The 26243-nt window shown below is 60.0% G+C and carries 31 protein-coding genes; 10 read left to right on the top strand and 21 right to left on the bottom strand.

Features of this window, described 5'->3' with window-relative positions:
* Nucleotides 1-5: 5 nt before the first annotated feature.
* Genes hydA through M0D68_RS01595 form a run of 5 tightly spaced genes read right to left on the bottom strand, consistent with a single transcriptional unit; the run spans nt 6 to nt 5247 of the window.
* Nucleotides 6-1427, bottom strand: coding sequence for a dihydropyrimidinase (hydA, locus tag M0D68_RS01575; RefSeq protein WP_054033454.1), 1422 nt, complete (start codon nt 1425-1427; stop codon nt 6-8).
* Nucleotides 1424-2374, bottom strand: a complete 951-nt coding sequence (locus M0D68_RS01580) for a dihydrodipicolinate synthase family protein (protein WP_256456960.1) — start codon at nt 2372-2374, stop codon at nt 1424-1426. The genes hydA and M0D68_RS01580 overlap by 4 nt, the downstream gene beginning before the upstream one ends.
* Nucleotides 2371-3531 carry an FAD-binding oxidoreductase gene (locus M0D68_RS01585; protein ID WP_266223611.1) on the bottom strand — a complete coding sequence of 387 codons (1161 nt, stop codon included), beginning with the start codon at nt 3529-3531 and terminating at the stop codon, nt 2371-2373. The genes M0D68_RS01580 and M0D68_RS01585 overlap by 4 nt, the downstream gene beginning before the upstream one ends.
* The gene (locus M0D68_RS01590; protein WP_266223612.1) at nt 3528-4952 is read right to left on the bottom strand and encodes an NAD(P)/FAD-dependent oxidoreductase; all 1425 of its coding nucleotides are present in this window, start codon (nt 4950-4952) and stop codon (nt 3528-3530) included. Before M0D68_RS01590 ends, M0D68_RS01585 begins: the two co-directional genes overlap by 4 nt.
* The gene (locus M0D68_RS01595; RefSeq protein ID WP_234487551.1) at nt 4942-5247 is read right to left on the bottom strand and encodes a (2Fe-2S)-binding protein; all 306 of its coding nucleotides are present in this window, start codon (nt 5245-5247) and stop codon (nt 4942-4944) included. The genes M0D68_RS01590 and M0D68_RS01595 overlap by 11 nt, the downstream gene beginning before the upstream one ends.
* A gap of 160 nt (nt 5248-5407) precedes the next feature.
* On the opposite strand from M0D68_RS01595, the gene M0D68_RS01600 reads away from it, so the two are divergent.
* The 4 genes from M0D68_RS01600 to M0D68_RS01615 all read left to right on the top strand — a co-directional run bounded on the left by M0D68_RS01600 (nt 5408) and on the right by M0D68_RS01615 (nt 8380).
* Nucleotides 5408-6238: a transporter substrate-binding domain-containing protein gene (locus M0D68_RS01600; RefSeq protein ID WP_054033460.1), complete on the top strand. Its 831-nt coding sequence runs from the start codon at nt 5408-5410 to the stop codon at nt 6236-6238.
* A gap of 69 nt (nt 6239-6307) precedes the next feature.
* Nucleotides 6308-6976, top strand: a complete 669-nt coding sequence (locus M0D68_RS01605) for an amino acid ABC transporter permease (RefSeq protein ID WP_211708698.1) — start codon at nt 6308-6310, stop codon at nt 6974-6976.
* Entirely contained in the window at nt 6976-7665 is a 690-nt protein-coding gene (locus tag M0D68_RS01610; protein WP_266223613.1) for an amino acid ABC transporter permease, read from the top strand. The genes M0D68_RS01605 and M0D68_RS01610 overlap by 1 nt, the downstream gene beginning before the upstream one ends.
* The gene (locus tag M0D68_RS01615; RefSeq protein ID WP_054033467.1) at nt 7643-8380 is read left to right on the top strand and encodes an amino acid ABC transporter ATP-binding protein; all 738 of its coding nucleotides are present in this window, start codon (nt 7643-7645) and stop codon (nt 8378-8380) included. Before M0D68_RS01610 ends, M0D68_RS01615 begins: the two co-directional genes overlap by 23 nt.
* Before the next feature lie 49 nt (nt 8381-8429).
* Here M0D68_RS01615 and M0D68_RS01620 read toward each other — a convergent pair whose 3' ends face one another.
* From M0D68_RS01620 to M0D68_RS01650, 7 genes are all read right to left on the bottom strand, one after another.
* Nucleotides 8430-9086 carry a GntR family transcriptional regulator gene (locus M0D68_RS01620; RefSeq protein ID WP_266223614.1) on the bottom strand — a complete coding sequence of 219 codons (657 nt, stop codon included), beginning with the start codon at nt 9084-9086 and terminating at the stop codon, nt 8430-8432.
* Between the two features lie 119 nt (nt 9087-9205).
* On the bottom strand, nt 9206-10444 hold the full coding sequence (locus M0D68_RS01625) for an EAL and HDOD domain-containing protein (protein WP_266223615.1): 1239 nt from the start codon (nt 10442-10444) through the stop codon (nt 9206-9208).
* A 57-nt stretch (nt 10445-10501) separates the two neighbouring features.
* Nucleotides 10502-10789, bottom strand: a complete 288-nt coding sequence (locus tag M0D68_RS01630; RefSeq protein ID WP_093641713.1) for a DUF1330 domain-containing protein — start codon at nt 10787-10789, stop codon at nt 10502-10504.
* A gap of 158 nt (nt 10790-10947) precedes the next feature.
* Nucleotides 10948-11376: a YciI family protein gene (locus M0D68_RS01635; RefSeq protein ID WP_266223949.1), complete on the bottom strand. Its 429-nt coding sequence runs from the start codon at nt 11374-11376 to the stop codon at nt 10948-10950.
* A 182-nt stretch (nt 11377-11558) separates the two neighbouring features.
* A complete protein-coding gene (locus tag M0D68_RS01640) occupies nt 11559-12131 on the bottom strand; it encodes an OsmC family protein (RefSeq protein WP_211700187.1) in 573 nt (190 codons plus the stop codon).
* A 46-nt stretch (nt 12132-12177) separates the two neighbouring features.
* On the bottom strand, nt 12178-13110 hold the full coding sequence (locus tag M0D68_RS01645) for a hypothetical protein (RefSeq protein WP_211708701.1): 933 nt from the start codon (nt 13108-13110) through the stop codon (nt 12178-12180).
* Nucleotides 13111-13319: 209 nt separating this feature from the next.
* Nucleotides 13320-14363 carry an AraC family transcriptional regulator gene (locus M0D68_RS01650; RefSeq protein WP_266223616.1) on the bottom strand — a complete coding sequence of 348 codons (1044 nt, stop codon included), beginning with the start codon at nt 14361-14363 and terminating at the stop codon, nt 13320-13322.
* Between the two features lie 465 nt (nt 14364-14828).
* Here M0D68_RS01650 and M0D68_RS01655 point away from each other — a divergent pair, with 465 nt between their 5' ends.
* A complete protein-coding gene (locus tag M0D68_RS01655) occupies nt 14829-14993 on the top strand; it encodes a hypothetical protein (protein WP_200619709.1) in 165 nt (54 codons plus the stop codon).
* A gap of 35 nt (nt 14994-15028) precedes the next feature.
* Here the strand turns inward: M0D68_RS01655 and M0D68_RS01660 are convergent, their stop codons facing one another.
* On the bottom strand, nt 15029-15919 hold the full coding sequence (locus tag M0D68_RS01660) for a LysR family transcriptional regulator (protein ID WP_211708703.1): 891 nt from the start codon (nt 15917-15919) through the stop codon (nt 15029-15031).
* Between the two features lie 92 nt (nt 15920-16011).
* Between M0D68_RS01660 and M0D68_RS01665 the strand changes: the two genes are divergently transcribed.
* Nucleotides 16012-16986, top strand: a complete 975-nt coding sequence (locus M0D68_RS01665) for a zinc-binding dehydrogenase (RefSeq protein ID WP_211708704.1) — start codon at nt 16012-16014, stop codon at nt 16984-16986.
* 68 nt (nt 16987-17054) lie between these two features.
* Here the strand turns inward: M0D68_RS01665 and M0D68_RS01670 are convergent, their stop codons facing one another.
* Nucleotides 17055-17438 (bottom strand): nuclear transport factor 2 family protein, encoded by a 384-nt coding sequence (locus M0D68_RS01670; RefSeq protein WP_266223617.1) that lies wholly within the window; start codon nt 17436-17438, stop codon nt 17055-17057.
* A 433-nt stretch (nt 17439-17871) separates the two neighbouring features.
* Here M0D68_RS01670 and rimJ point away from each other — a divergent pair, with 433 nt between their 5' ends.
* Together rimJ and M0D68_RS01680 are read left to right on the top strand one after the other, a co-directional pair.
* Nucleotides 17872-18474: a ribosomal protein S5-alanine N-acetyltransferase gene (gene rimJ / locus M0D68_RS01675; protein ID WP_266223618.1), complete on the top strand. Its 603-nt coding sequence runs from the start codon at nt 17872-17874 to the stop codon at nt 18472-18474.
* 11 nt (nt 18475-18485) lie between these two features.
* A complete protein-coding gene (locus tag M0D68_RS01680) occupies nt 18486-19364 on the top strand; it encodes a S9 family peptidase (protein WP_266223619.1) in 879 nt (292 codons plus the stop codon).
* Between the two features lie 92 nt (nt 19365-19456).
* On the opposite strand, the gene M0D68_RS01685 is transcribed toward M0D68_RS01680, so the two are convergent.
* Both M0D68_RS01685 and M0D68_RS01690 read right to left on the bottom strand, forming a co-directional pair.
* The gene (locus tag M0D68_RS01685) at nt 19457-19813 is read right to left on the bottom strand and encodes a hypothetical protein (RefSeq protein WP_266223620.1); all 357 of its coding nucleotides are present in this window, start codon (nt 19811-19813) and stop codon (nt 19457-19459) included.
* Between the two features lie 71 nt (nt 19814-19884).
* Nucleotides 19885-20367, bottom strand: a complete 483-nt coding sequence (locus tag M0D68_RS01690) for a Spy/CpxP family protein refolding chaperone (RefSeq protein WP_266223621.1) — start codon at nt 20365-20367, stop codon at nt 19885-19887.
* A 179-nt stretch (nt 20368-20546) separates the two neighbouring features.
* Between M0D68_RS01690 and M0D68_RS01695 the strand changes: the two genes are divergently transcribed.
* Nucleotides 20547-20720, top strand: coding sequence for a CsbD family protein (locus M0D68_RS01695; protein WP_266223622.1), 174 nt, complete (start codon nt 20547-20549; stop codon nt 20718-20720).
* A gap of 64 nt (nt 20721-20784) precedes the next feature.
* Here M0D68_RS01695 and M0D68_RS01700 read toward each other — a convergent pair whose 3' ends face one another.
* The 4 genes from M0D68_RS01700 to M0D68_RS01715 form a co-directional block, all read right to left on the bottom strand.
* Complete coding sequence (locus tag M0D68_RS01700; RefSeq protein ID WP_266223623.1) at nt 20785-21816, bottom strand: alpha/beta fold hydrolase; 1032 nt, start codon at nt 21814-21816, stop codon at nt 20785-20787.
* Between the two features lie 245 nt (nt 21817-22061).
* Entirely contained in the window at nt 22062-23378 is a 1317-nt protein-coding gene (locus M0D68_RS01705; RefSeq protein WP_211708058.1) for a HAMP domain-containing sensor histidine kinase, read from the bottom strand.
* On the bottom strand, nt 23375-24115 hold the full coding sequence (locus M0D68_RS01710; protein WP_093641654.1) for a response regulator: 741 nt from the start codon (nt 24113-24115) through the stop codon (nt 23375-23377). Before M0D68_RS01710 ends, M0D68_RS01705 begins: the two co-directional genes overlap by 4 nt.
* Nucleotides 24116-24241: 126 nt before the next feature.
* Nucleotides 24242-24613: a GFA family protein gene (locus tag M0D68_RS01715; protein ID WP_054033507.1), complete on the bottom strand. Its 372-nt coding sequence runs from the start codon at nt 24611-24613 to the stop codon at nt 24242-24244.
* Nucleotides 24614-24851: 238 nt separating this feature from the next.
* On the opposite strand from M0D68_RS01715, the gene M0D68_RS01720 reads away from it, so the two are divergent.
* Nucleotides 24852-25433, top strand: coding sequence for a thioredoxin family protein (locus M0D68_RS01720; protein WP_266223624.1), 582 nt, complete (start codon nt 24852-24854; stop codon nt 25431-25433).
* A 30-nt stretch (nt 25434-25463) separates the two neighbouring features.
* On the opposite strand, the gene M0D68_RS01725 is transcribed toward M0D68_RS01720, so the two are convergent.
* On the bottom strand, nt 25464-26222 hold the full coding sequence (locus tag M0D68_RS01725; protein WP_266223625.1) for a creatininase family protein: 759 nt from the start codon (nt 26220-26222) through the stop codon (nt 25464-25466).
* Between the last annotated feature and the right edge of the window lie 21 nt (nt 26223-26243).

Genomic DNA, 26243 nt, shown 5'->3' on the forward strand with positions numbered 1-26243 from the left:
ACGCTCTACCAGTGACCGCCCAGTTCGCCGCGCGTGACAAACTGTCCCTGACCGGTCCGTCCGACCCAGTCGCCGTTGTCGATCAGCAACTCACCCCGTAGCAGCACTTTCTTCACCCGGCCCGTGACTGCGTGGCCTTCGAACAACGTAAAGTCGCAATCGCCGTGCTGCGTGTCCGCGCTGATCGTATGCGACTCGTTCGGATCGAAAAGGACGATGTCGGCGTCGCTGCCGATCGCTAACGTTCCCTTCTTCGGGAACAGGCCGAAGAGCTTGGCAGGCGCAGTCGACATCAATTCGACGAAGCGATTCAGCGAAATGCGGCCGCCGCGTACGCCACCGTCGTAGACCACCGTCATGCGCGTTTCAACGCCAGGCACGCCATTCGGAATCTTCGAAAAATCGTCGCGTCCAAGCGGCTTCTGGTTAACGTTGCCGCGATGCCCCTCCTTCATGCAATACGGGCAGTGATCGGTCGAGATCAGTTGCAGATCGTCGGTCTTGAGCGCGGTCCAGAGCGCGTTCTGCGCTTCCTTCGAGCGCAGTGGCGGACTCATCACGTAACGCGCGAGCTCGAAGCTGTCGTCGGCGTATGCAGATTCATCGAAGAACAGATAGTGTGGACAGGTCTCCGCAAACACCGGAATGCCCAGGTCGCGCGCTTCGATCACATGCTTCAGTGCCTCTTTCGCCGAAAGGTGCACGAAGTAAACCGGCGCTTCAGCGAGTTCGGCAAGCTTGATGCCGCGATGCGTCGCTTCGCCCTCCATGATCGCGGGCCGCGTCAGCGCGTGATAACGCGGCGCGGTATGGCCTTGCGCGAGCGCCTCGCGAATCAGCAGGTCGATGACCGTGCCGTTCTCGGCATGCAACGCGATCATGCCGCCGTGCTGGCCGACCATTCGCATTGCCTGAAAAATCGCGGCGTCGTCCGACATGACCGTGCCGGGATAGGCCATGAACATCTTGAAGCTCGAGACACCTTCGTGACGAATCGCGTATTGCATGTCGCCGAGCACGCGCTCGTCCACCTGCGTCACGATCACATGAAACCCGTAATCGATGCTCGCGGCCGATGCGGCTTTCGATTGCGCCCTCGAGATCGCATCGAGCGGACTCGTGCCGGCGGTTTGCAACGCGAAGTCGATGATCGTCGTCGTTCCGCCGAAGGCGGCCGAGCGTGTGCCCGACGCAAAGTTGTCGCAGGTCACCGAGGCCCCGAAGGTGTTCTCCATATGCGTGTGGCAATCGACGCCACCAGGAAACACCAGCAGTCCTGCCGCGTCGATCACCCGTGCATCCGGTCCTCCGTCGAGATTCAGTCCGATACTGACGATGCGCTCGCCTTCCACGAGGATGTCGGCGACGTAGTCGTCAACGGCCGTAATGATGCGGCCGCCTTTGATGAGGGTTGGGGTCGAACTCATAAACCACTCCGTTGAGTGTCGGTTGCGATGGCGAGCGCGTCTTCGAGACGCATCAGCTCTGCATGGGAAAGCGGTGGGATCGGCGGGCGCATCGACGGATGCGGAAAATGGCCCAGCAAGTGCAGGCAGGCTTTCAGACGCGCATTGGCGTATGAGCCCGGCGCGGTTCCGTAGATCGCCTTCGCAAGCGGATAGATGCGCTCGTGAAGCTGCTGCGCGCGGCCGAGATCACCGTGTTCGATAGCGCGATACAGTGCCACGACCAGTTCGGGCACAACAGCCGCAAGGCTGACGAGGCTGCCTTCGGTGCCGATCGCAAAACAGGTGAACAGGTGTTCGTCGCCGGATGCCATCACGGCCACATGCGGTGCGATCGATTTAACGAGCCGGCGGTTTGCTTCGTACGCGGCCGTCTCCCAACTGCCTTCCTTGATGGCTACGACCTCGGGCAAGCCGACGAGCGCGGCAAGCATCTGCGGCGTGTAGGCCATGCCGCCCGTGGCAACGCCGGCCTGGTAAAGCATCATGGGCAGGCGGGCCTCGGCGTTGGCAATGCGGTGATGCGTCAGAACGGTGTCGAGATCGGTCGACAGCGCCCAGGAGAACGGTGGAAACAGTAGCATGGCGTCGGCGCCGGCCTGTCTTGCGTCGTTTGCGTGGGCCTGCGCTTCGTAACTGTCTTCGGCATTCACGCCGGCTACGATGATCGAGCGATCGCCGCAGACGGCATGCGCAATTTCCACGACACGTCGCTTATCGGCCGCCGAGAGCGTGAAGTTCTCGCCGGCATGGCCGTTCACCAATAGCCCGACAATGCCGTCGACGCTCGCCACCGCTTCGATATGCCGCTCGAGCGCCGCTTCGTCCAGGTGTCGTCCATCCGCGTCGAGGGGGCACAGCGTAGCGGCATAAACGCCGTTGAATGGGTCGGCATGCGTAGGGATCATTCTGTCTTTTCCCGATGAAGTTGGGCGGGCACATCGTCATGAACGACAAGCCGCGCCGGATCGAACAAGGGCAGCTCGGGTTCTTCGCCGAGCATGGCCTGGGCAAGCAGCTTGCCCATGTAGGGACCGCTGGTGTAACCGGAATGCACGCAACCGATTACCCACGCATCGGGGGAACCGGGGAGCGCACCGATCATCGGCATGGCGTCGGCGGTTTCGGCTTCGAGGCCGAGCCAGATGCGGGCCACGCGCGCTTTGGCTAGCGCGGGGATCACATGCTGCGCGAGCCGGAGATTGCCGATCAGGTTGTCCGGCACGGTCTCCACGCCGCCCCGCTCGCGATCGCCGATGCCTTGCCAGCCACCGCCTATCAGGACACTGCCGTTGGCGAACTGCTTCATCGACAGCAGCCCATTTGCGATGCTCAGCACCGACTTCATCACGGGCGGCATGCGTTCAGTGACGATCAACTGATTGACGAGCGTCTTGACGGGGATGCGGATGCCGAGCATCGCGAGCAGCGGTTCCAACCACACGCCGCCCGCCATCACCAGACGCGTCGCGTCGATACGGATAGCGTCGTTCGGGCCGTACACCTGATACATTCCCGCGACGCGCTCGATGCGCGTGACAGGTGTCTGCTCGAAAATGTGTACACCCGCTTCGCGCAATGCCGCATGGAAAGCACGGCCAGTAAGATAGGCGCTCGCGAAGCCATCGGTTGCGCAGTACGCAGCTTGCAGCATTGCGGGATTCAGGCCTGGCTCGACGGCGAGCGCGGCATCCCGGTCGAGCAGATCGATCTGCGCGCCGTACTCGCGCCTCGCCGCCGCGCGTTGCTGCAGCAGCACTTTCTCGGATTCGGTGAAGGCGAGCGAAAGGCCGGGCGCCGACGTCGCAAGCACGCCGTGGCTTAGCCACGTGTCGGTGTTCATCCACATTTTCCACGCGCGGATCGCGTAGGGAACGAGCGCGGCACGCGTCATATGCAGCGTCAGCGTGCCGGCGTTGACGCCCGACGCGCCACGGCACAGCGCATCGCGTTCAATCACAGCCACTCGCATGCCGGCTCGCGCCAGAAATAGTGCGGTGGTGCAGCCCATCACGCCGCCGCCAAGCACGGCGACGTCGAATGCGGTTGTCGTCGGCTGGCTCATAACGGCGCAGCCTTCGGGATCGGAATGTCGTCGTAGCTGAACTCTCCCGTCAGCGCTTCAACCGTCACGGGCCGCAACGGCGTGCGGGCGGAAAAACAACCCACGCGTTCGCGCGAGCCGCCGCATGCGCGTGCGGCAAGCAGTTCCGCCGCCACGTCCCCGCATGTGCGGCCCTGGCACGGTCCCATGCCGCAGCGCGTCCAGGCCTTGAGCTGGTTCACGTCGTGCGCGCCGGCGTCGCAGGCGGCGTCGATCTCGGCGCGCGTCACGTCCTCGCATCGACACACGATGGTTTGCGGCCCAATGCCGTCGACATGGCCGGCCCGTAGCGCCATCAATTGCGCCATCGAACGACCGAAGCGCGCCGCCTTGAGATGCGCCCGACGCACGGATGAGAGTCGCGACCGGAGCCCGGCGACGTCCGTGCCGCCAAGCTCGATGGCGCAGGCGAGTCCTGCGAGCGTGCCATGATGGCTCGCGGCGGCCGCACCGGCGATGCCTGCGCCATCGCCAGCCACGTAGAGCCGCGGGCGCGAGGTGCGGCAGTTCTCGTCAGTGATGGCGATCCATCCGCCCGCCTGCCGCGAGTACCGATGCTCCGCCCGCAGGAGACGCGTGATTTCGGTTGACGGGGTCAGCCCATGACCGACCGCGATGCAGTCGGCGATCACGCTGCGGTGTTCTCCGGAGACGGGCCGGCCTGCTGCGTCACACGGCGCCAGAGTCGCGCGCAGCTGATCGCCGGCCGGCTCGACTTTGACTATCGTGTGCCGCGAATGAATCGGCACGCCTGCGTGGCGAATCTCGCGCCACCAGCGGAAACCCTCCCGCATCAGATCGGGGCGCGACACCATGGCGGGGAGCGCGCGGGCCCAGTCGCCGACGCCCCCGATATCCGCAATTGCTTCGACCTTGCCGCCGTTTTCTATCGTCTTCGCGGCGACGGCCGCAAGCAACGGCCCACAGCCTGCGACTAATGTCGAGCGGCCCGGCAGGATGGCTTGCGATTTGAGGAGGATCGTTGCAGCGGCCAGCCCGATGACGCCCGGCGTGGTCCACCCGTCGAAGGGAACGACACGTTCCGTGGTTCCCGCTGCGACGATCAGCGCACGCCCGGTGCAATGCACGGGGCCGGCCGGACCCACGGCATCGACGCGATAGTCGGCGGTGACCGCCCAGACCACGTGATCGAAGTAGGTGGTGACCTTACTTTCCGCGAGTTCGCGCCGTAGCGCGTCGCCCGCTTGCTGGTCCGCACTCGACGGAACAGCGGCGCTGACCGGTGCGCGGTAGACCTGCCCACCGGCCGCCGGGTTCTCATCGAACAGCGCGACCTTGAGACCTGCTGCCGACGCAGCCAGCGCCGCGTTCACGCCGGCAGGGCCGCCGCCGAGTACAAGGACATCGAACTCAGATATCAAGGCCGATCTCCGGTACTTTGTCGACGCGCATTCCTTCAATGACCGTTGTCCGGCATGCAAGCGCGCGGCGACCATCGACTACGACCAGACACTCCTGACAAGACCCCATCAAACAGAACATGCCGCGTGGTGCGCCATTGCGCGGACTCGCCCGCAAGGTCTTCGTACCCGAGGCGAACAACGCCGCCGCCACGCTTTCGCCCTGGCGCGCCCGCACCGGCCGGCCGTCGAAGAGAAACCTCACTGTAGCCGCGCCGCCTGCCTTCTCGATGCGCATGGTCTTCTCATCCAGCATGGGGCATGGCTCCCTTGACAACTAATTTCGTCGATGTTTTTATCTTATCGTATACGTTTCGTATACGCAAAATGGCCAAAATAAAGGCGGTCCTGGAGATGCCCGAACCACGCGCCAGAAAGGTCAGCATTCGCCCCCGAACCTATTACGGAGTTGCAGCATGAAATCCTTTACCCTCCTCACCCGCATGCTCGCCGTGGGTGTTGCCGCCTGCGCGTTGCTCGGCTCGTTGGACGCCAGCGCCCGCACGCTCGACGAAATCATCGCGTCGAAGAAGATCGTGTTCGGCATCAACCCGAACCTGCCGCCGCTCGGCATTTACGATGCGAAAAACAACATCGACGGCTTCGATGTCAGTATTGCTAAGAAGATTGCCGACTCGCTCGGCGTGAAGCTTGAGATCGTTCCGGTGGGCTCGAACGATCGCGTGCCGTTTCTGATGACCGACAAGATCGACGCGGTGATGGGCGGCATGACGCGCAACGCGGACCGCCTGAAGGTGATCGACTTCACCGACCCGGTCAACACCGAAGTGCTAGGTGTCCTGACGACACAGGCAACGTCGTATTCAGACTGGACCCAGCTGAACGATCCGGCGGTACGCCTCGTTCAGGTACGCGGCACGACGCCTATCCAGCTGATTCATGACAAACTGCCCAAGGCGCAGCTTCTGATTCTCGACAACTATCCGGATGCGGTTCGCGCGATCGCTCAGGGCCGCGCCGACGCATTGATCGACGTGCTCGACTTCATGCTGAGCTACACGAAGAACTATCCGACGAAATGGCGCGTAGTGGATGCGCCGATCGAAGTGGACTACGACTGCATCGGCGTGCAAAAGGGTAATGTGGCACTGACGCAGCGTCTGAACAAGGAAATCGGCGCGTTGCAGAAGAACGGCTTTGTCGCCGCAAGCTGGAAGAAGTGGTTCGGCAGCGCCATGCTGCACGATCCGACCGCCTCACCTACACCTGTTGCAGCCGCGCAGTAAGGGAAACTGGCGACAGCGCTCGTCGCCGTAACGGACGAGCACTGCGCATCCGGCGGGAGCCACTATTCGATGACCCTACATTTCGAACCCATCCTCCAGCAGTGGCCTTATCTGCTTGCCGGCGCATGGCTCAGCCTGCAGATCGCCGTGCTCGCGTTTGGGTTCGGCATGATCATCGGCCTCATCTGTGCTTCGGTGTTGCGCTACGGGCCGGCGCTTCTGCGCAAAGCGGTGATGGCTTATGTGGTGTTCGCGACCAATACGCCGCAACTCGTGCAGATCTTTTTCCTGTTCTTCGCACTGCCTGAGATCGGCGTGACCCTGTCGCCGTTTACAGCGGTGCTGATCGGGGCGACGTTCAATGCCGGCGCGTATCTGTGCGAGATCCAGCGCGCAGGATTCAATTCGGTCCGACTGATGGAAATCGAGGCTGCCGAAGTACTCGGCTTCTCCACGCCGCAGATCGTGCGGCATGTGATCTTTCCACACGTACTGAAGGTGATGTTCCCGCCGCTGTCGAATCAGTTCATCGTCATGACGCTCGGCACGTCGATGGCGTCGATCTTCGGCGTCGAGGAACTGACGGGGCGCACGTACAACCTCAGTTCACAAACCTACCTTTCGGTCGAAGCGTTCAGCGTGGCCGCCGTTCTGTATGTCGCCGTCACATTGATCGCTACGTTCGCGCTGGCGATGATCGGGCGTCATGTCTGCCGCGCCAAAATCAAGGTGTTCTGATGTTCGCTTCCTCACACGCCGAAATCGCACAACTGTTTTCTTTCTACAACCTGCTGTTGCTAATGGAAGGGTTCGCCGCAACCTTCGTGCTATCGGCTGCCGGCTGCTTTACGGGCTTTCTCGCGGGCTTTGTCATAGCGATTGTCCGCGTCACGCATTCCCGCACGATGGCGCCTTTGCGCGCCCTCGCCTTTGTCTATTGCTTCCTGTTTCGCCGCATCCCGTTTCTGGTCACGCTGATGCTCGTGTTCTTCGCGAGCCAAACGTCGAAAGCGAATCTCTCGACGTTCGCCGTCGCGTCGCTGAGCGTCTGCCTGATCGCGTCCGCGTACCTTGGCGAGATCATTCGAAGCGGACTCGAATCGGTCCATAAAAATCAGTGGGAAGCCGCGCAAACGCTGAATTTCTCGTACTTCGAATCGCTGCGCTTCGTCATCGTGCCGCAAGCGTGGCGCGTGATCGTGCCGCCCACGTTCGGGTTCTTCGTCATGTTCATCAAGGACACGGCGCTCGCCTCGCAGATCGGCGTGATGGAACTGACGTCCGCCGGCAAGGTGCTCACCAACAAGGGGTTTTCCTCGTGGCTCGTGTATGGAACGGTGTTGGTGCTTTATTTTGTAATGTCGTACCCGTTGTCGCGCTTGGGTAAGCGCCTGGAGAAGAAACTTGCCGCAACTCGAAATCGTTGATCTGAAGGCGTCGTATGGGCCGCACACGGTCCTCGAACGCATCAACCTGTCGGTCGAGAAAGGTGAAATCGTCAGCCTGATCGGGCCGTCCGGATCGGGCAAGAGCACGTTGCTACGCGTTCTGCTGGGGCTGTTGCCCCCGGAGCACGGCAGCGTACGGCTGAACGGTGATCTTGTGAACTATGGTGACAAGGCGGCCGTGCGGTCGTTGCGCTCGGAAATCGCGATCGTTTTCCAGCAATACAACCTGTTCCAGAACATGACTGTGCTGGACAACGTGATGATCACGCCTACCCGGATCAAGGGGTGGCCGCGCAAGCAGGTGGAAGACGATGCCATCCGGTTGCTCACGCGCGTGGGCCTCGAACACAGGCTGAAAGCGTATCCGGACGAGTTGTCGGGCGGTCAGCAGCAACGTGTGGCGATCGCTCGCGCGCTGGCGTTAAAGCCAAACGTGCTCTTTCTTGATGAAGTCACCGCCGCGCTCGACCCCGAACTCGTCACCGAGGTGCTCGATACGATTCGCGCTCTGGCGCTGGAGGGCATCACCATGTTCATCGTGTCGCACGAGATGAGCTTCGTGCGCGAGGTGTCGTCGAAAGTCGTGTTCATGGCCGGTGGCCATGTGATCGAAACAGGCTCGCCGCAGCAGATTTTCGATGCCCCGCAGGAAGCGCGCACGCGTGAATTCGTCGGCAAGATCCTGCGCCACTGATGGAGTCGCTGGGGCCGCTAGCCGCTAGTCGCTAGCGGGTCAATCCGGCTCAGGGACCGCTGCCTCCACTCAGACGGTTAAGCACGAAACTGCGCAGATTCTGTAAGTGCGTGCGAACGGCAGCGCGTGCAGCTTCCGCGTCGTCGGCAGCATACGCTTCGAGGATCGCAAGGTGTTCGGCGCGATCCTCCTCGATTCGATTGAAAGGTGTCGTGAGTTCAAACAACCGGCTGTTCGTGCGCACCACTTCGATCGTCCGCGCGAGCACGTCGTTGCCGCTCGCATGCGCCATCATCGTATGAACCTGGTCGTCGATCTGCCAGTGTTCCTGCTCCTGCTGACCACTGCGCAGAGCCTTGATTTTCTTTACTAGTTGCTGGATCTGCTTCTTGTCGATCTTGCCGATGGCAAGGCCGACGGCCTCCGCTTCGAGCAGCTCGCGCACCTTCATCGCCTGCAAATATTCCTGCGCGCTGACGAAGCGCACCGAATAAGAACGGGCCCCGGCGCGCGTCAGCAGCCCCTCGCCCTCGAGCCGCAGCAACGCTTCTCGCATTGGCGTGCGGGAAATGTTGAGTTCCTCGGCCAGCCGCCCTTCAACGACGGCGCCGCCGCTGCGTAATGCCTTGTCGAGGATCATTCGCCGCAAAGTCTGATAGGCCAGTTCCCCCAGTTTTTCCGGGGTTGTCAGGGAAGATGCTGTCACGTCGTCTCACTCAATTCGGATGCACGGTATACGTATTGTATGCGATCGAATGTCCACATTGATACGCCGTCGAACGACTGAGACTGGCCGTCATACCAGCCGCGATACTGCAAATCGCGTCAGTAGCACTCAACGATCTTCCGAACCCCTGCGGGGGAAAACTCCAGCTGTTGAAGTCTCCCCGTCGCCGCATCCACATCGCCCCGTTCAAGCAGCGTGGCGACCGACAGCAATTCGCCGAGTACGCCACCGCCGTTAAGGATAGCCAGCCGGATGGAATCGGAAACGGGCAACTCGTCGACGAAGCTGCGCAGTTCCATGTGGTACGCGACATGCAGAAGCGACAGCATGCCCGTCAGATAGCCAGCAGACGCCAGCGAACGCGAGCCATCCGGCATCGCGTCGATTGCCTCTTCCATGAAATGTGCGCGTCTCTGCGCAAGCAGCACAAGCGGATCATCCTCGATGGGAAGTCCGTCGCGGCCGACGTAAAGCAGAAGTCCGCACCAATGCAAAAGTCTGCGGCTTCCGGCGATCGAGAGCGCCTGTTTGAGCGACGAAATGCGCTCGGTTTTGCCGTTAGGCTGCTCGCTGCTGTTTGCAAGCCGTAAGAGTTGGGCAACCAGCATTGGCGTTTCTTTTAGCGCTCGCGCGATACTGCCCAACGGCGCATCGCTTCCGACCAGGTCGAACACGTGAAGAATCGCCTTGACTGGCGGCATCGCGCGCTTGCCTGACAGAATTTGCGGTTTGGCGAAATAGTAGCCCTGCAGCAGATCGCAACCCAGTTGCCGGGCGTGCTCCGCGTCCCCCGCAGTTTCGATTTTCTCGGCGAGCACGACCTTTCCGGCTCGTTTGAACTGACTGACCAGCTCCGGTAACTCCTCACGTTCAACAAACGGCCAGTCGATCTTGACGATGTCGACGGAAGGAAGAAACCATCGGACCTCGTCAGTCATGCTCCTGACGTCGTCCAGTGCTATCTGGAAGCCCGCGCCTCGCAACTCGCTGCACCGTCGCGAGAGGTCCGCTGTCAGCTCGACAGACTCCAGAATTTCCAGAACGAAACGTGACGCCGGCAGCACATACGGGTAGTCCGAAAACAGAAAATCACGTGGGCAGTTCAGGAAGCACGCCTTGCTCCCCGCAAGCCGTTCGAGACCGATCGAACCCACCGCGCGTTCAATCACCGCCGTGGTGCAACGCAGTTCGTCGCCGATCCGCGCTCCCCCGGTGGGACCGTCTCTGAAAAGAAGCTCGTATGCGACAACGCGACCAGCCCGATCCATGACTGGTTGACGTGCCACAAACACGTCCGCATCGCTCGGCGCGACGGCCTCAATTGAAACGCTGTTCACGACTACCCCTGGCTTAAAGGCTTAACAATATGCAAAATGGTTATGCATCGCCTTTCGTCACACGCCTTCGACGAGAACGGCGCGATAGCGCGCACCCTTGAACCGGTGCTGCGCGACCTCCTGATATGCCGGGCTGTCGTACCACGCGCGCGCGGCCGCCGTCGTCGGAAACTCCACGATCACGACGCCCTCTGGCGCGTCGCCCTCGAGGACCTGCTGAGGTCCGTAAGCAGCGAGAATTTTGACGGGATGACCTTTAAAGGTCGCGCCAACCGTGCTTTGGTAGATGTCGAGCTCCCCCTGATCCTGCGTGCTTTCCTTTGTGAAAACAATGTAAGTCGCCATGGTGTGCGTTCCCGCGGTGGTGTGAAGGTGCACACGATAATGCCATGAAACCGCGTTGGACCTCATCACCTGTACGGCGCCAGGACGCCTGACTCAAACCTCATACAGGCGGGCGGGGCTGCCTGCGCACGCCCCGCAGACTGATGCGATAAAAATTGTCAGCGCGTCTGCCCATCGATCTGCTGCCGTAGACGCTTTTCCTGCTCCTGAAGCTCAGGAGTAAAGACCTCACCAAAATCCGCAGGCTCAAAGAAAGGCCGAATCTCGATCTCCGAATCACTCACCATCGGATTCGGGCAGCGCTTGACCCATTCAATCGCTTCGTCCATCGATTGAACTTGCCAGAGCCAATATCCGGCGATCAATTCCTTGGTCTCTGCAAATGGGCCGTCAACGACGGTTCGATCCTTCCCTGAAAACCTCACGCGTACGCCTGCCGAACTCGGCTTCAGCCCGTCGCCGCCTTGCATGATCCCAGCCTTCACCAGTTCCTCGTTATATTTGCCCATCGCCGCGATGAGCTCCATGCTTGGCATCTGCCCGGCTTCGGATTCGGGCGTTGCCTTAACCATGACCATTACACGCATTTGGGTTTCTCCTTTGAAGACGATAGTGTTCGGAGGCAAAAGCGCCTCCTGTGAATACGACGAATGATCGCGGGAGAAATCGACATGCGCAAGACACGACTTTGCGGTTTTTTCAGAGCGCGGTGAGGCGCTAATTGGACGCGACGAAAACGATTCGAGTCGCCGCGCCCGCATTGCGAAGTTCAACCGACCACGAGGGTCGATTTCAGAACGACAGCGTTCGCCAGATTGTAGACGTTGGGGGAAGTTGCCATTACCGCATCATGGACTTCAGCGAATTGCTGGCTGGTCCCGCTGCCCTTGATACGAACGGTGTAACGCAGGCTCTCATAGCCGTTTGCCACTTTCGGGTCGATCCCAAGAAAACCCCTGAGGTCGATTTCACCCTCGGTCTCAATCTGCAGGGACTCGAGCGTAATCCCGCGGACGGCGCATTGCGCCACGTAACCCACCGCTATACAAGCATTTAGCGCGGCGATCAGATGCTCCTGAGGATTGGCAAACTGATTCGAGCCACCGAGTTCGCAGGGTTCATCGATATCGATCGTGAACCGGCGCGACACATTCTGGCCGCCGATCGAGAACCCCTCTACCTCGGCGCGAGTTCGAGTCTGGCCCTGCCAGCTCGTCGCTACGCGCCAGTTGGTGGTGGCTTTCGAAGCATCGCCCTTGACGCCCTCAATCAGGGCGAAAAGGTCGTCGACGTTAAGACCGTTAACAATGTTGGGTTCGTTGACCTGTGCGTTCGCATTCATGTTCCATCTCCTTCAACATACGTGGATTGTCCAGCTTCGGTAAATCTCATTGCAGTGTGGCGAGCGCAGCATGGATGCGCTTGCGCTGGTCTTCGGAAATGAGGCTATAAAGCACTTCGCCGAAATGGGGATGACGCACACCCGAGTGGATGTATTGCCACCGGTAAGCCTCGAGGAAATTCGCTTCGATCGACTGGGCTTCCGTCTCGTCGACTGCGCGGCCGCAGTTCGCCTTGAAATAACGCGCGTCGGATGCTGCCTGTGCCTGCAGAATGCCGTCGATTGCGGCGACCAATTCGATGAATTCGTCAACAGCCTTGTTGCGATCACTATCCGTCATGGTGGCGTCGTGACGGACCCATTCGAGCTCGTCCAGGATGGCGTGCTGGCTCTCTTCCTTCCAGTGGTAGAGGAACACGCTCTTGAATAGCTCCGATAGCTGATCGTCTGGCGCGATACTCTGGCGGTAGTGGAGTTGGCTGAACAGTTCGATATGCAGCGTCAGCGCCAATACGGCCCACGTGCTTTTCCCGAGAACTGCAGAGGCAACGACATTCGGGTCGACGTCGAAGCGATAGCCCGCGGGAAGGGTCTCACTGATCATCTCGTCGATGCGACGAAATAACGCCTGATGCTTGAGCTCTTCTTCGCTGAATCGGACCAGCGCCTCAAGCGCAATCTGGTCGCCGAGCCAATGATCACGGCTGACTTCCAGCACCTTGGCGTTGATGAAGCGCTCTACCAGCCCGAACACGTTGGCATACGTGCGTCCTTGAATCTGGCTGACGAAACGCTTTTCGTGCTCGGAGAGCGTGAAGAAATTCGGAGCCAGTGAGAGCCCATCGGGAAGATATTTCTGCGACGTGTCAAAGGTGCGGCCTCCAATCACGTCACGTTCGATATCCCAACTGACCATCTTTGAAGCGCGAATGCAACGGGCGTAACGATCGCGGTTGGAGAGTCGCGATACTGCGTTCATAGCATTTCTCCCAATATGAACCGACATGCGGTCGAGCTGTGAATGCTCATCTACCGGTCAGAACCAGATGGTTGATCTGGCATCCGGTACGCTCGAATGTACGGTTGCGAGACGCGAGGTTCTATGGCCGGGCCACCGGGAGATATGGCCGAAACGCCGGGTCAGCTTTGACGTGTGCGAGTGAATGTGGCGTCGGGTATGGCAGTCCGTCACTGATCTAGTGGTGGCGTGATGCCACTCGCAGCGGGCGCGGCCTGCGCAGATTCGGCAGCGCCGTTCATCTTTCCTTTGCTCTTGCGCCAGCCTGCCGGCGGCATTCCAAATTCCCGCCTGAAGGCCCGACTGAATGCCGCCTCAGACTCATAACCAATCTGCTCCGCTACAGCGGCGAGGGACTTTCTGCCGACGAGAAGTTCCTGTGCCGCGATCTGCATCCGCCATCGCGCCAGGTACTGCATGGGCGGTTGTCCAAGGAGATCGGTGAAGCGTTGCGCCAACGCGGAGCGCGATAGCCCTACCTTGCGCGCAAGCTCGTCGACAGTCCAGGGGTGGACTGCTTGAGCGTGGAGCAACGAAAGCGCACGTCCCACGTAACGATCGCGCACGCCGGCCAGCCATCCGGTCTCATGGGCAGGAAGCGCTTCAATACAGCTACGCACCGCCTCGACAAACAGTAGTTCGGACAGTCTGGCGAGGACAATCGTACCGCCCGCCCGCGAACTCGCAGCTTCGCTGGCTGCAAACTTGAGAGAGGACTCAAGCCATGCTGCCCGCGGATCGTGACGCATATCAACCTTGAAGAGTCGCGGCAACGATGACAGCAGTGGGTTACTCAGCGTATCGTCGCAGGCCAGAAAACCGCAGACGATGCGAGTCGTAGGTCCTCCGCCTCCGTAAGACACCGTCATCACCTCACCTGGTTCTACCGCCATCTGGCCGGCCAATAGCACTTCGGTTGGCGTGGGCGCAAGATCCACAGCACTACCTATCAAATGCGTTTCGCCTTGCGGCACCACCAGCAGTTCGCCGGCATTGAGATGAATAGCGGAAGCGGGGTCGTCTGCCAGTTGAGCCCAGCAGTTGCCTTCTATGATCAGATGATATGAGACGACACGCTCGGATTGCGGCAGATAGGCCGCGCAGAGCGCAGCATCCGTGCGGCCTATCACGCACCACGGTGCCGTGAAGGTCCCAGTCAGATACACCGCGCCGCTTAGGCGCACAGCGCGCAGGACGTCAGAAACTGCATCCATGAAGAGCTCGCGTGATATGCGATTTCCCGGGTAAGAAACCGGGGAGGCCGGTCATTCTTCAAATTGACCGAGGGGTTCATGTTATACCCGCCGCCACGGAAGATGACAAATGGCTTACCGATTTTCGGTGCGCTCGATGCATCGCTGCGTAACTTAAACGCGTGCAACAAACTCGCCTTTTCGCAGGAGGGACGGACAATCCATCTGGACGTTCTGCAATGGTCAGGAGAACCATCGGCAAGACTTGGACGATGGAGCAAAAAACATCGACGCACGGGCAGGACGGCAACAGGTTGCGAGCGGCAAAGTTGATCGCAGGACGGGACGTGACAGATCAGTGTCATCCGTACTTCGCAGCCAAACCTTCCACGGATTCCGGAAGCCTGGCACGCCACGAAACTTGCGCAGATCGGTTCACGCACAGTGACTTACCGGTTCGGGCAAACGAAACCGCGTGAGACGCCGATGAAACGCCTGATAAACCGCGCGATGTACCACCCGCTCATCGCGTTAGCCATGTTCTATTTAATCGACCTGATGTTCAACGTCGACTACAGCGTCTCTGGCGCGCTGCTCGTTCTGGCAGCGAAATCTATGTCTCGTGTTGTGAGCCTGTTCAATAAGGGGTAGTGGTGTAGGTTGGTGGGTGGGTCGGCGATCGCTATTCAACGTGCACCCTGCTCCAACAACTGCCCCCAAAGACGCTGCGCAATGGGACCGTGCGCGGCATCGCGAAGCCGCGCCGCGTAGTGTTTGAGCGTCGCGCCTTGCAAGTGCCGCCCCTCCAGTGACACGAGCCGCTTTTTCTCGAGGTCGCCCGCAACCAAGTGATAAGGCATGTGCCCCCACGCAAGCCCCTGCACGATCAACTCGCGCTTCATCAACTGGTCGGGCACGGTGCAGGTTGGCGCACCGTCGATCAGATAGTAGTTGGCGTCCGACGACTGCTTGCTCGTATCGCGGATGATGCACTGAACATAGTGCCTCAAATCGGTTGGCGTGAGCGATTCGACTGACAGTGGCTTGATATACCCAGGGGCCGCGACCGGAACCAGCCTGACCTCGAACAACTCAACCGATTCGATCGCTGGCGACGGTTTGTCGAGGTGATGAAATATCAGGTCACACTCGCCGCTCCGCAGCCGTTCCCAAGGGCCGCTAATCGCCTCGAACAGAAGCGTAAGACGCGTGCCGCTGCTCGTCTCGAAGAACCGTTTGAGCGTGCGGAGGGTTTCGGGCAATGGACACAGGTCGCCGACTACGACGCGCAACTCTGCCTCCTGGCCAGCAGCAAGCTGAGCCGCTTCGCGCTGCAAATTTTCATATTGACGAAGAAACTGCATCACGCGCTCGTGATACGCCGTGCCTTCTGCAGTCAGCGTGACACGGTATCCGGCCCGGTCCAGCAGAGCCATTCCCACTTGAGCTTCAAGCGCCCTCACCGCTGCATGGACCGTTGGATGCGTTCGGTTTAACCGTGCAGCGGCCGCGGCAAAGCTACCTTCGGCAACCAGTGCTTCAAAGCACTGCAACTGTAAAAGTGTGGGCTCGTTCATTGTAGAGATGGCCTTCAGTCTTTGTCGAAAGAGAGTAATTTCTCTCGACGAAGATCGATCCTACCATTCAGTCTCCCAATGAGGAGATCGACATGAAAGCAATCGTGAGAAACAGGTTTGGTGGTCCTGATGTGCTTCAAATCGTTGAGAGGCCACGTCCCGTCCTCAAACCCGGCTGTGTCCTGATTCGCGTTCGGGCGTTTGGTCTGAACCGCGCCGAACTCTATATGCGGCGAGGATTATGGGGAGAGGCGGCGGAAGTAAGCGGCATCGAATGTGTTGGGTCTGTGGTATCGGATGCAGCCGGGATACTGCATGAGGGCCAGACGGTCGTTGCGCTGATGGGCGGAATGGGGCGAACGATCGACGGCAGCTATGCAGAATACGTCGTTGTACCCGCCACCAATGTTGTGGCCGTTGAAACGACCCTCGACTGGGCAGAACTCGCCACGCTGCCGGAAGCTTACGCAGTCGCCTGGACGTGTCTTCACAGAAACCTCGAAGTAAAGTCCGGGCAGCGACTCGTCGTGCGAGGGGGGACGTCGAGCCTTGGGCTGGCTGCGATCGATATCGCCGTCCAACTCGGTGCGGAGGTGATTGCGACCACACGTCGGCCGGATTGCGAAGTCATGTTGCGCGCGCGGGGAGCCGCACATGTGGTGACGAGCGCTGGTGAGTTATGTGCAGCGCCGGGATGGCCGGGCGATAAGGCCGATGCAGTGCTTGATCTGATCGGAAACAGCACCGTCCTCGACTCGCTGCGCGCGGCACGTCGTGGCGGCCGTGTGTGCCTGGCCGGATTTCTGGGTGGGCTCACGCCGCTCGCCGAGTTCGATCCGCTCGGCCAGATGGCAAGCGGTGTTCATCTGAGTTTCTTCGGGAGTTTCGTGTTTGGGACTCCGGATTTCCTGCTGTCGGATGTACCAATGCAGAAAATTGTAGAGCTGGCCGCAGGCGGTTTTTATCAATGTCGACCCGCGCGTATCTTCGGCCTGTCCGAAGTACCGGTTGCTCATGAATTGATGGAGCGTAATGAGGCCGTGGGGAAGTTTGTCGTCGTAGTTTAGGTTGGCAGTAGGAACGGCGAACGTCGGCGACGGGCATTATTCGACTTATCCCGCCGCAACGCGTCGCCTCACTCGCCCTGCTGAACCCATTGACTCCTCCAACCCGGCGCCTCGAAAGGATCCGAAAAATACTGGGTCTCGTGAACAACCTTGCCGTTGCGGAACTCCATAATGCTTACTGTGTAAGCCGCTCGCCCCTGATAGTTGATGGAGTATTCCGTGACCCAGAGATTACCTTCTCCCTGAATTCGCCTGACCTCGAAGCCTGATGGTTTGCCTGGATGATGCCCTCGCAGCGCCTGCAAATTAGCTCGCCCGAGGATTCGTTCACCTGACTGGGGATACTCACAGATGGCGTCGTCATCGTAAATATCGTGTTCTGCGTTGAGATCGCCGGCGGCCGACGCGCGCCAGTGGGCATTCAGTGCGTCACGTAACTGTTCTTCATGCATGGCTTGCCTCCGGATACCGTTCACGTCGATCTATTGACCGCCTCCATGATTGAGCACCAACTTTTTGCTCCGGAAATCGGAAGACTCAATCACAGCGACACCTCCGCGCTATTTCATGCCCTACGACGACGGGTCGGCGCTCAGGCTTGCAATTGTGGTGCCAGGTGTATGAACAGAAAATGTCACCGCACTCGAGTCGCTACTCGGCAGCCGCCATCAGGGGCAAACCGAGCACCAATCAGGTTTGCTCCTTGATCGAGTGTAGCAAGTAAATTACTGGGCGGCGGCGGAGGGTTTCTGAAAGGTTCAACCTAGCGCGGGGTTAATCTCTTTGCGCGTGTGGCCCGCGACTCGTCGAAGTCGGAGATCCAGAGAGAAGTTTTTTGCCTCGGTACAATCACGCGCAATATTGCATACCAAGGGCGATAGACTAATGGAAAATGCAGCAAATCATCCAGACGAAGGACTAACCACCGAACGCGTGATACTGCGAGCCGTCAGTGAGAACGACGCAAGCGCTCTGCAGGCGCACTACGCAGCCAATCGAAAGCATCTTCAGCCTTGGGAGCCTGCGCGACAGGAAAGTTTCTTTAACCTGGATGCCATCGCTGACAGGCTACGCGCAATGGCTCATCAAACCGCAACAGGAAACGCTCTTCATCTCGCGCTGTTTGAACGCGAAGGCGATCAGTTGATCGGAGAGTGCAACTTCACCAATATCGTTAGGGGATCGTTCCAAGCATGTCACCTTGGATTCTCTCTTGCGAAAGTGGTCGAAGGGAAAGGCCTGATGCGAGAGAGTCTAACGGTGGCTATCCAGCATGTGTTCAGAGATATCGGCTTGCATCGCATCATGGCCAACTATCGACCGGAGAACACCCGCAGCGCTCACCTACTGGCTAGCCTTGGTTTCGAGAAGGAAGGCCTGGCTCGGTCGTACTTGAAGATCAATGGTTGCTGGGCCGATCACGTACTTACGTCGTTGCTCAATCCAGACGATCTTGCCGATCCCGCATCCAACTCACGTAAGCTGTGAATGGAACAACAATGCGGTCTTCATTCAGAATGCGCGATCAGAAATCAACGCGAGCAACGCCCTTAACCTGCTCCACTAACAGGCTTTGGAAACTGTTGCGTAGATTCGCGGCCCCAATTTGCGCATTCGCCTGCACACTCCTAACCGCAATTCCAGCGTATTCCGATGAACTCCTGCAAGTCCCAATACGAGGACAACAGACCCAGGCCATCTTCATCGAACAGCCAGCAAGCGCGCCGCCGTGGGTCATCGTATTGTTTGCCGGAGATGACGGTGCAATCGCCCTCAGTGAAACCGGCCCAACGACAATGAGGGCAAATTTCCTCCTCCGGACCGCCGGCTACTGGACTTCTGCGGGCGATGCGATCGCAATCGTCGATGCGCCATCGGATCAATCATCCGGCATGAATGACGCATTCCGTTTGAGCGAAACTCACGCTCAAGACTTGCACGTCATCGTCGCGGCGCTGAGGCAACGCTTTCCAGCCGCAAAAATCGCCCTCGTGGGTACCAGCCGGGGCACGATTTCGGTTGGCAATGTGCTCCAACGGGAACCACGGCTGGCCGACGCGTATGTACTGACTTCCCCCGTCACGATCGGTATGCGTGGCGAGACCGGGCTTTCGGGCATGCATTGGGACGTCAGCACGACTCCAGTGCTGGTAGTGTCGAACGAAAATGACGGATGTCGAGTTTCACCGTTTAGCGCGGCCCACACGCTCGCGAAGGACAACCGGTTCCAGTTCCTGGCGGTGTCAAGCAGCGAGCGCGGCGGGAACGGCGCTAGTGAATGCGGGGCGAAATCGCCTCATGGCTTTCTTGGCATCGAGACACAGGTGCTGTCGGCGGTCTCACGATGGCTGGAAGAACCGGGAACCGTGCCGCGCTAGCAGCTTGTCTCGATGCGGCTGCACGCGGCAGGCAGAACCCGGCCCGATTGAGCGCTCAGGCAACGGCAATCACCAGGCGCGGGCCCTGCGTTCTATCGGAACTGCAGCGGTATAAACAAGCTTATGCCAGGTGCCGACTCCGGAGCATAGACCACGGGTGGCGGCGCATACACATAGTCCTGGTTGCCGTAATAGTCGCCGCGACGGTGGTCATTGCCGGGATGTTGATAGGCGTGCCGGTTGCCATGGTCCGACTGATGCCCTTGGTTATGCTGATAGTTGTTATTCGCGCCATGCTGCTCCTGGCCCTCGTGATTACCGTTGCCGTTGCCTTCGCCATAGGCAGGCGCCATGGACATGCCGCCAATGGCCAACGCCAGACCAACTGCAATCGAGATTCCGGTCTTCACCGGGCCCCTGCAAGCGGCTCTCACTCTTTGGATCTTCATGATGTACTCCTGTCTGCGATCCGGGACCTTACTGAGGTGCCAGTCCGCTTCCCGTTGCGGGTGTCTTGAGATCACCCTTTCTTTGCGGCGTGGTGGTGGTCAGTCTGGAAAATCAGATCAGCGTTCTTCTTCTGAACGTCCGACATGCTGTCGTAGAGTGCCCGAAACGCCGGAGTGAGCTTTCTGATGCCGTCCGCATGGGCATCGGCAATCTGGCCATAGGACTTGAGATCGTCGACAGCGCTCATGCTGTTGGCCTGACTGGTTCGTGCCTGTCTGAGCGAGTCCATCGTTCCCGCATTGTCACGCATGACCTGTGCGACTTTTTGCCAAAGTTCTTCCTGCGCCGCGGTGATCTGAAGCCTCGTGTGGAGTCCACTGATACGCGTATCGATCTGGCTGTGGGCCGCAACGGTCATCACGCTTGCACGTGGTTGAGTCTGGATGGGAGTGGCAGCGCTCGCCGGATTGGCGAATGCCGTTATCGCGAGAAAAACCGCTATCGCGAACGCCGGCGCGGGTCGCCGTTGGAATGGGGTGGCAACGAGTCTCATGATCGGTCTCCAAAGGAGTTCGATGGACTCGCGAAGGGATTATCGTCAGTGCGGCGAATTCGATCGAACAGATCATTTGTGCGCCGACTCCCGAAGGGCGTCTGTCCGGTGCCGTACCGACTCCTTCCTCCATTGAGGTCATGCTGTCGCGATGGAAGCAGCGCTCAAGGAGCGAGGTGATGAACAAAGACCAGATGCAGGGATGGATAAGAGAGGTCACGGGCAAGCTGCGTACCGGCCTCGGCAAGACCATCGGAAACCGGAGGGTCGCGTGGAGGGGGCGCGTCGAGCAGGTCGTCGGCAAGACGCAGGCATCGTATGGCGATGCCAAGGCGCGCTTCAGGAAACGCTAATAATCGACCGATGCGCCGCGCGGTGCATTACGTTGCGCGCCATGACCCCACTCCTCCGCTCCGCTTAAAGCCGGGTGACGTCGACGATAGCATCGGCAAATGCCTTCGGCGCTTCCTGCGGCAGGTTATGTCCGATGCCGCCGTCGATCGTCCGGTGCTGATACTTGCCGGTGAATTTCTTCGCGTAGGCTGCCGGCTCGGGATGCGGTGCGCCGTTGGCGTCGCCCTCCATCGTGATGGTCGGAACCGAAATGGTCGGCCCTTTCGCGAGCCGCGCTTCGAGTTCATCGTATTGCGGCTCGCCCTTGACCAGACCCAGACGCCAGCGATAGTTGTGAATCACCACCGCGACGTGATCGGGATTCTTGAAGGACTCAGCCGAGCGGTCGTACGTTGCATCGTCGAAATTCCATTTCGGCGACGCGAGACGCCAGATCAGCTTGTTGAAGTCGTGGCGGTTCGCTTCGTAACCTGCACGGCCACGCTCCGTGGCGAAATAGAATTGATACCACCAGGCCAGCTCAGCCTTCGGCGGCAGCGGCGCCCGGTTGGCTTCCTGACTGCCGATCAGATAACCACTGACCGACACCATCGCCTGGCATCGCTGCGGCCACAGCGCGGCAATAATATTCGCCGTACGCGCGCCCCAATCGAAGGCACCAAAGATGGCTTTGTCGATCTTCAACGCATCCATCAACGCGATGACGTCGACGGCAACCACCGCCTGCTGACCGTTACGCGGCGTATCCGCGGATAAAAACCGTGTCGAACCATAGCCCCGCAGATACGGCACGATGACGCGATAGCCGGCGGCTGCCAGCAACGGTGTGACTTCGGCGAAGCTGTAGATATCGTAGGGCCAGCCGTGCAGCAGGATCACCACCGGTCCATTCTGCGGACCCGCTTCCGCATAACCCACGTTGAGCGTTCCGGCGTTGATCTGGCGAATGTTCTCGAACGAAACGACACGCGTTGCAGGGTTCGTACTGGTCGACTGCGCCTTGGCGAGTCCGCTCAAACCTAACTCCATCAAGCTGATACCAGCAACTGTCGTCCCAAGCAGACGACGACGTCGAGTATTGATCTGATCCGGCATCGCGGATTCTCCTCAAAGGTTAGCTACAGAAGCGCAGGGCGTGTCCAGCCTGCGAAGCCAGACGATCTGGCCTGGAATCATTAAAGCCCGTGGACGTATCTGGCGTGTGTCTGCGAAAAGCGCCAGTGAAACGCTATGTATTTACCGACGGTGCAGATACGTTGAGATACAGAGACGGGGGGCAGAAGTTAAAGCTCATCGACGAAAAAGTACGGCATACAACGCGATCGGCGAGCGATCGGAATCTAGCCGACGCCTTTCAACACAAGCGTGGCTTCAAGGCCGCCATCGGGCCGGTTCTGCAACGACAATGTCGCGTCCATCGCCAAAGCGAGTTGCCGCGCAATCGCGAGGCCCAAGCCGGTACCACCGGTTCCGCGGTTGCGCGATCCTTCCAGCCGATAGAACGGCTCGAATACCGCTTCGAGCGACTCGTCCGGAATACCCGGCCCACGATCGAGCACGGAGACCCTCACGCGCCCGTCTTGCGAGGCAACCCTGATCTCGGCAGCACCACCGAACTTCAGCGCGTTATCGACGAGATTGCCCACGATCCGGCGCAACGCCTGAGGACGCGTCACCAGTGCAGCGTCGATTCGACCGTGCAGCGAAACGTCCTTGCCGGCATCCATGTAGTCGAGCACCAGGCTGTCGAACAGCGCGTCGGGATCGATACGCAGCGGCGCCTCGCTGGCGCCGTGCATGGTGCGCGCATACGTGACGCCTTCCTTGACCATGGTTTCCATTTCCTGCAGGTCCTGCTGCAGCTTGGCGCCTTCTGGGCTCTCGTCCATCACATCGACACGCAAACGCATGCGGGTAATCGGCGTTTGCAGGTCGTGCGAAATCGCCGCGAGGATCTGCAAACGCTCGGTCATGTACAGCCTGATGCGGTCCTGCATGGCGTTGAACGCTTTCGCCGCCCGCGCCACTTCGTCCGGTCCGTCTTCGGGCAGGCGCTCCACCTTCAGATCGGGGCCCAGCGCATCGGCCACTCGCGCCAGGTGGCTCAACGGGCGCGTTGCCAACCGTACCGCCAGCCAGCAACACGCGGCCAGCACCACCAGTTGCAGCACCAGCAACCACGACAACCACGGCGACAGCGGCGCGCCCGGCATGGGGCGATAGTCGATCGTCAGCGGCGTGCCGTCGCTCAACTGCAGATGGACCTGCAGGCGGTCCGGATCGCCCGGGACGGCGTTGGCCGTGAGCGCATAGCGCTTGCCGATGCCGTCTGCGATAGATTGAGCCACTCTCGCTGAGAGCTTCGCATCCGGCGGTGCGCCGGCGACGCCGGGCCCGAGATTGAAGGTATAGGTCCGCCGCGCCAGCCTCGGCAGCCATTCGGCGCGCTCGTTAGCGGGCAAATGATCGAGCAGCGCGACAGAGCTGGTGACCTCGCGTTCGATGTAACCCATCATCACGTTCGTCATGGTCTGGTCCCGCTCCGTCATGGTGAGCCAGACCGACAGTGTTTGCACCAGCGCAAGGCTGACAAAGAGAATCAGGGCGAGCCGCGCGAACAGCGTGCGCGGCCAACGCAGCAATGTATTCAGCTTCATGACGTGCCTTCGATCATCGTCACAGCCGCCGAAAACACATAACCCTCGCTACGCAGCGTCTTGATGTAACGGGGCTCACGCGCAGTGTCCTGCAAGCGCTGCCGCAAACGGCTAACCAGCAGATCGATCGAGCGGTCGAACGCGTCGGCCTGGCGACCTTGAGTCAGATTGAGCAACTGATCCCGAGTGAGCACGCGCTGGGGATGATCGAGGAACACGCGCAGCAAGCGATACTCCGCGCCGCTCAGGGCAACCATGGTGCCTTCGGCGTCGAGCAAATGACGCGCGGTGGTGTCGAGACGCCAGTCGCCGAAAGCGATCATCGGTGCAGTTTCCGTCACCTGCATGCCGGGCGGCAGCATCCGCGCGCGGCGCAGCACGGAGCGGATACGCGCCAGCAGTTCACGCACCGCAAACGGTTTGGAGAGGTAATCGTCCGCGCCCATTTCCAACCCGACGATGCGATCCGTCTCCTCGCTGCGGGCGGTCAGCATCAAGACAGGCACCGCGCGAAACTTGCCGGCACGCAATTCCCGGCACAGCACGAGACCGTCTTCGCCAGGCATCATCAGATCGAGCACGATCAGATCAGGCGCGCCCTGCTCGAGGACCGTGCGCATCTGCCGGCCATTGGCGGCCAGTGAAACACGCATGCCGTTCTTCTCGAGATACGTGGCGAGCAATTCGCGGATGCCGCGATCGTCGTCGACGATCAGGACGTGGTCGGTGGTTTCCATCAACGGATCAATCCTTTCGACGATTGACGCGCACCCGGTTCACGTTGATCAGCGAACAGTGCACGGGGTGCGCCAGTTCCGCCGCCAATCCGCCCGCGAGGAAAGCGAGAATTGTCATGAGTTTTCTCATGCATCCTCCACGACGGACAGGCTGGCGCCATTGGCTACGCTCGCCTCCAGCGTATACGGGTCGACACCCTCCAAGCAACCGATGTTGACCCGCCACAGCTGCGGATCTCTACGCGTCTGATGGAATGGATAAATACCGCAGTGCTTGCAGAAATAGTGCTTCGCCGTGCGCGTATTGAACTGATAAAGCGTCAGCGCTTCCTCACCCTTCAGGATTTTCAGTTCACCCGCGGCAAACGGCGGTGTCATCAGCGCGCCCTTGCGCCGGCACAGGCTGCAATTGCAACGCCCAGCAGGCTGGACATCGGTGCGGACTTCAAATTTCACGGTCCCGCAATGACAGGATCCTTGCAGCAGTTCGGTACTCATGTGGCTTCTCCACGGTAGGAATGGCTGCTTTATAGCCTGGTACGCGCGACGCTTTGTATCCCAATGTATCTGGGCGTTCCCCTGACACAAAACATTGCACCCACACCGCTCCGGCGACACAAGCCAGATACGAACGGGCGTTCAAATGCACCCATGCCAACCACTGGAATGCCTGAGGCGGCGTACGGGCCCATGCCCGGATCGCCGCTCTGCTCTCCACTCTGAAAAGGACGCTGACATGCTCTCCCGACTCAAAACCACCGCTACCGTCGCCCTATTCGCCGCCACCGTGGCAGCCGGCGCCGCCGCAATCGCAACGCTCGTTGCAAGTCCCACGGCCAGCGCTGCTGCCGGTCCTGTTGCAAACCAGCTCGACAACAACGCTGCCGCGCCGGAATTTACCGGCATCGATAAATGGCTCAATAGCGATCCCCTGACCTTGCAACAGTTGCGGGGCAAGGTTGTGCTGGTCGACTTCTGGACCTACACCTGCATCAACTGCATTCATGTGCTGCCCTACGTCAAGACCTGGAATCAGAAATACAAGGACCAGGGCCTGGCGGTGGTCGGCGTCCACACACCCGAGTATCCATTCGAGCGCAGCACGGACAACGTCAAATCGGCGATCAAGCGCTTCGGCATTACGTTCCCGGTCGCGCAGGACAATAACTACGCAACATGGCGCGCCTACGACAACCAGTATTGGCCCGCGTTCTATCTAGTCGACAAGAAAGGGCACATTGCCTACACGCATTTCGGCGAAGGCGACTACGAACAGACTGAAGCGAAGATCAAGGCCTTGCTCGCGGAAAACCCGTGATTCGCATCGCAATGTGCCTGGGCTCATCAATCAGTCACGTCCGCCCGGCACGACCTCGCTGCTGAACGCATCCACCGCGCGAATCAGGCTCTGGGCGGCCAGCTTAACCAGCGCGCCGCCCTTCTCCTGAGATGCCTGAGCTGGATCCGAGCCCATCCGTCCATCGGGATAGCGCGCGCGGAAATCGAGTGCCTCGCGAATCGGCCCGGACGGTGCGATCTGCGGGGCGTAGCGAGCTGTTTTGATCGTCTCGGGAAGCGCCCACTGAGTGATGGCAATCTCGGAGGGCGTCGCGTGCACGCCATGCCCTTCGGGAAACTGCTCGCGCGCCAACTCGCCGACGCCTTCGAGATCCCACCAGTTGCATAGCTTCAGTGCGAACCCCAAGCGGCGCCGCGCGAAACTCGCTTCGGCATAAATCTCGGAGAAAGCAGCTTCAATCGACGCGATGTTGCCGCCGTGACCGTTCAGAAACAGGATTTTCTCGAAGCCATGAACCACAAGCGAGCGCGTCCAGTCGCCAATGGCCGCAATGAAAGTTGATGGCCGCAACGAGATGGTTCCCGGAAAGCCCAGGTGATGTTGCGCCATGCCGATATTGAAGGTCGGCGCCATCAGGATGTCCGCGCTCTTCTCGGCTTCATGCGCAATGATTTCCGGGCACAGCCAGTCGGTGCCCAGAAGACCGGTGGGGCCATGCTGCTCGTTCGAGCCGATAGGAACGACGATCGAACGGCTTCGCTCCAGGTATTGCCCCACTTCGGCCCATGTGGACAGGTGTAAAAGCATTTGAAGTCCTCTGCTTCGCCG

Source organism: Paraburkholderia sp. SEWSISQ10-3 4 (genome assembly GCF_030464785.1).
GTDB lineage: Bacteria > Pseudomonadota > Gammaproteobacteria > Burkholderiales > Burkholderiaceae > Paraburkholderia > Paraburkholderia aspalathi.

What these genes read in the sequence shown, in the direction of transcription:
- M0D68_RS01605 (WP_211708698.1), top strand. Translation starts at nt 6,308, where the DNA reads ATGACCCTACATTTCGAACCCATCCTCCAGCAGTGGCCTTATCTGCTT.
- M0D68_RS01710 (WP_093641654.1), bottom strand. Translation starts at nt 24,115, where the DNA reads ATGGAAACCACCGACCACGTCCTGATCGTCGACGACGATCGCGGCATC.
- M0D68_RS01655 (WP_200619709.1), top strand. Translation starts at nt 14,829, where the DNA reads ATGAAACGCCTGATAAACCGCGCGATGTACCACCCGCTCATCGCGTTA.
- M0D68_RS01705 (WP_211708058.1), bottom strand. Translation starts at nt 23,378, where the DNA reads ATGAAGCTGAATACATTGCTGCGTTGGCCGCGCACGCTGTTCGCGCGG.
- M0D68_RS01685 (WP_266223620.1), bottom strand. Translation starts at nt 19,813, where the DNA reads ATGAAGATCCAAAGAGTGAGAGCCGCTTGCAGGGGCCCGGTGAAGACC.
- M0D68_RS01680 (WP_266223619.1), top strand. Translation starts at nt 18,486, where the DNA reads ATGCGGTCTTCATTCAGAATGCGCGATCAGAAATCAACGCGAGCAACG.
- M0D68_RS01690 (WP_266223621.1), bottom strand. Translation starts at nt 20,367, where the DNA reads ATGAGACTCGTTGCCACCCCATTCCAACGGCGACCCGCGCCGGCGTTC.
- M0D68_RS01670 (WP_266223617.1), bottom strand. Translation starts at nt 17,438, where the DNA reads ATGCATGAAGAACAGTTACGTGACGCACTGAATGCCCACTGGCGCGCG.
- M0D68_RS01720 (WP_266223624.1), top strand. Translation starts at nt 24,852, where the DNA reads ATGCTCTCCCGACTCAAAACCACCGCTACCGTCGCCCTATTCGCCGCC.
- M0D68_RS01585 (WP_266223611.1), bottom strand. Translation starts at nt 3,531, where the DNA reads ATGAGCCAGCCGACGACAACCGCATTCGACGTCGCCGTGCTTGGCGGC.
- M0D68_RS01700 (WP_266223623.1), bottom strand. Translation starts at nt 21,816, where the DNA reads ATGCCGGATCAGATCAATACTCGACGTCGTCGTCTGCTTGGGACGACA.
- M0D68_RS01660 (WP_211708703.1), bottom strand. Translation starts at nt 15,919, where the DNA reads ATGAACGAGCCCACACTTTTACAGTTGCAGTGCTTTGAAGCACTGGTT.
- M0D68_RS01665 (WP_211708704.1), top strand. Translation starts at nt 16,012, where the DNA reads ATGAAAGCAATCGTGAGAAACAGGTTTGGTGGTCCTGATGTGCTTCAA.
- M0D68_RS01600 (WP_054033460.1), top strand. Translation starts at nt 5,408, where the DNA reads ATGAAATCCTTTACCCTCCTCACCCGCATGCTCGCCGTGGGTGTTGCC.
- M0D68_RS01640 (WP_211700187.1), bottom strand. Translation starts at nt 12,131, where the DNA reads ATGAATGCGAACGCACAGGTCAACGAACCCAACATTGTTAACGGTCTT.
- M0D68_RS01630 (WP_093641713.1), bottom strand. Translation starts at nt 10,789, where the DNA reads ATGGCGACTTACATTGTTTTCACAAAGGAAAGCACGCAGGATCAGGGG.
- M0D68_RS01725 (WP_266223625.1), bottom strand. Translation starts at nt 26,222, where the DNA reads ATGCTTTTACACCTGTCCACATGGGCCGAAGTGGGGCAATACCTGGAG.
- M0D68_RS01645 (WP_211708701.1), bottom strand. Translation starts at nt 13,110, where the DNA reads ATGAACGCAGTATCGCGACTCTCCAACCGCGATCGTTACGCCCGTTGC.
- M0D68_RS01650 (WP_266223616.1), bottom strand. Translation starts at nt 14,363, where the DNA reads ATGGATGCAGTTTCTGACGTCCTGCGCGCTGTGCGCCTAAGCGGCGCG.
- M0D68_RS01580 (WP_256456960.1), bottom strand. Translation starts at nt 2,374, where the DNA reads ATGATCCCTACGCATGCCGACCCATTCAACGGCGTTTATGCCGCTACG.
- M0D68_RS01610 (WP_266223613.1), top strand. Translation starts at nt 6,976, where the DNA reads ATGTTCGCTTCCTCACACGCCGAAATCGCACAACTGTTTTCTTTCTAC.
- M0D68_RS01695 (WP_266223622.1), top strand. Translation starts at nt 20,547, where the DNA reads ATGAACAAAGACCAGATGCAGGGATGGATAAGAGAGGTCACGGGCAAG.
- hydA (WP_054033454.1), bottom strand. Translation starts at nt 1,427, where the DNA reads ATGAGTTCGACCCCAACCCTCATCAAAGGCGGCCGCATCATTACGGCC.
- M0D68_RS01715 (WP_054033507.1), bottom strand. Translation starts at nt 24,613, where the DNA reads ATGAGTACCGAACTGCTGCAAGGATCCTGTCATTGCGGGACCGTGAAA.
- rimJ (WP_266223618.1), top strand. Translation starts at nt 17,872, where the DNA reads ATGGAAAATGCAGCAAATCATCCAGACGAAGGACTAACCACCGAACGC.
- M0D68_RS01595 (WP_234487551.1), bottom strand. Translation starts at nt 5,247, where the DNA reads ATGCTGGATGAGAAGACCATGCGCATCGAGAAGGCAGGCGGCGCGGCT.
- M0D68_RS01635 (WP_266223949.1), bottom strand. Translation starts at nt 11,376, where the DNA reads ATGCGTGTAATGGTCATGGTTAAGGCAACGCCCGAATCCGAAGCCGGG.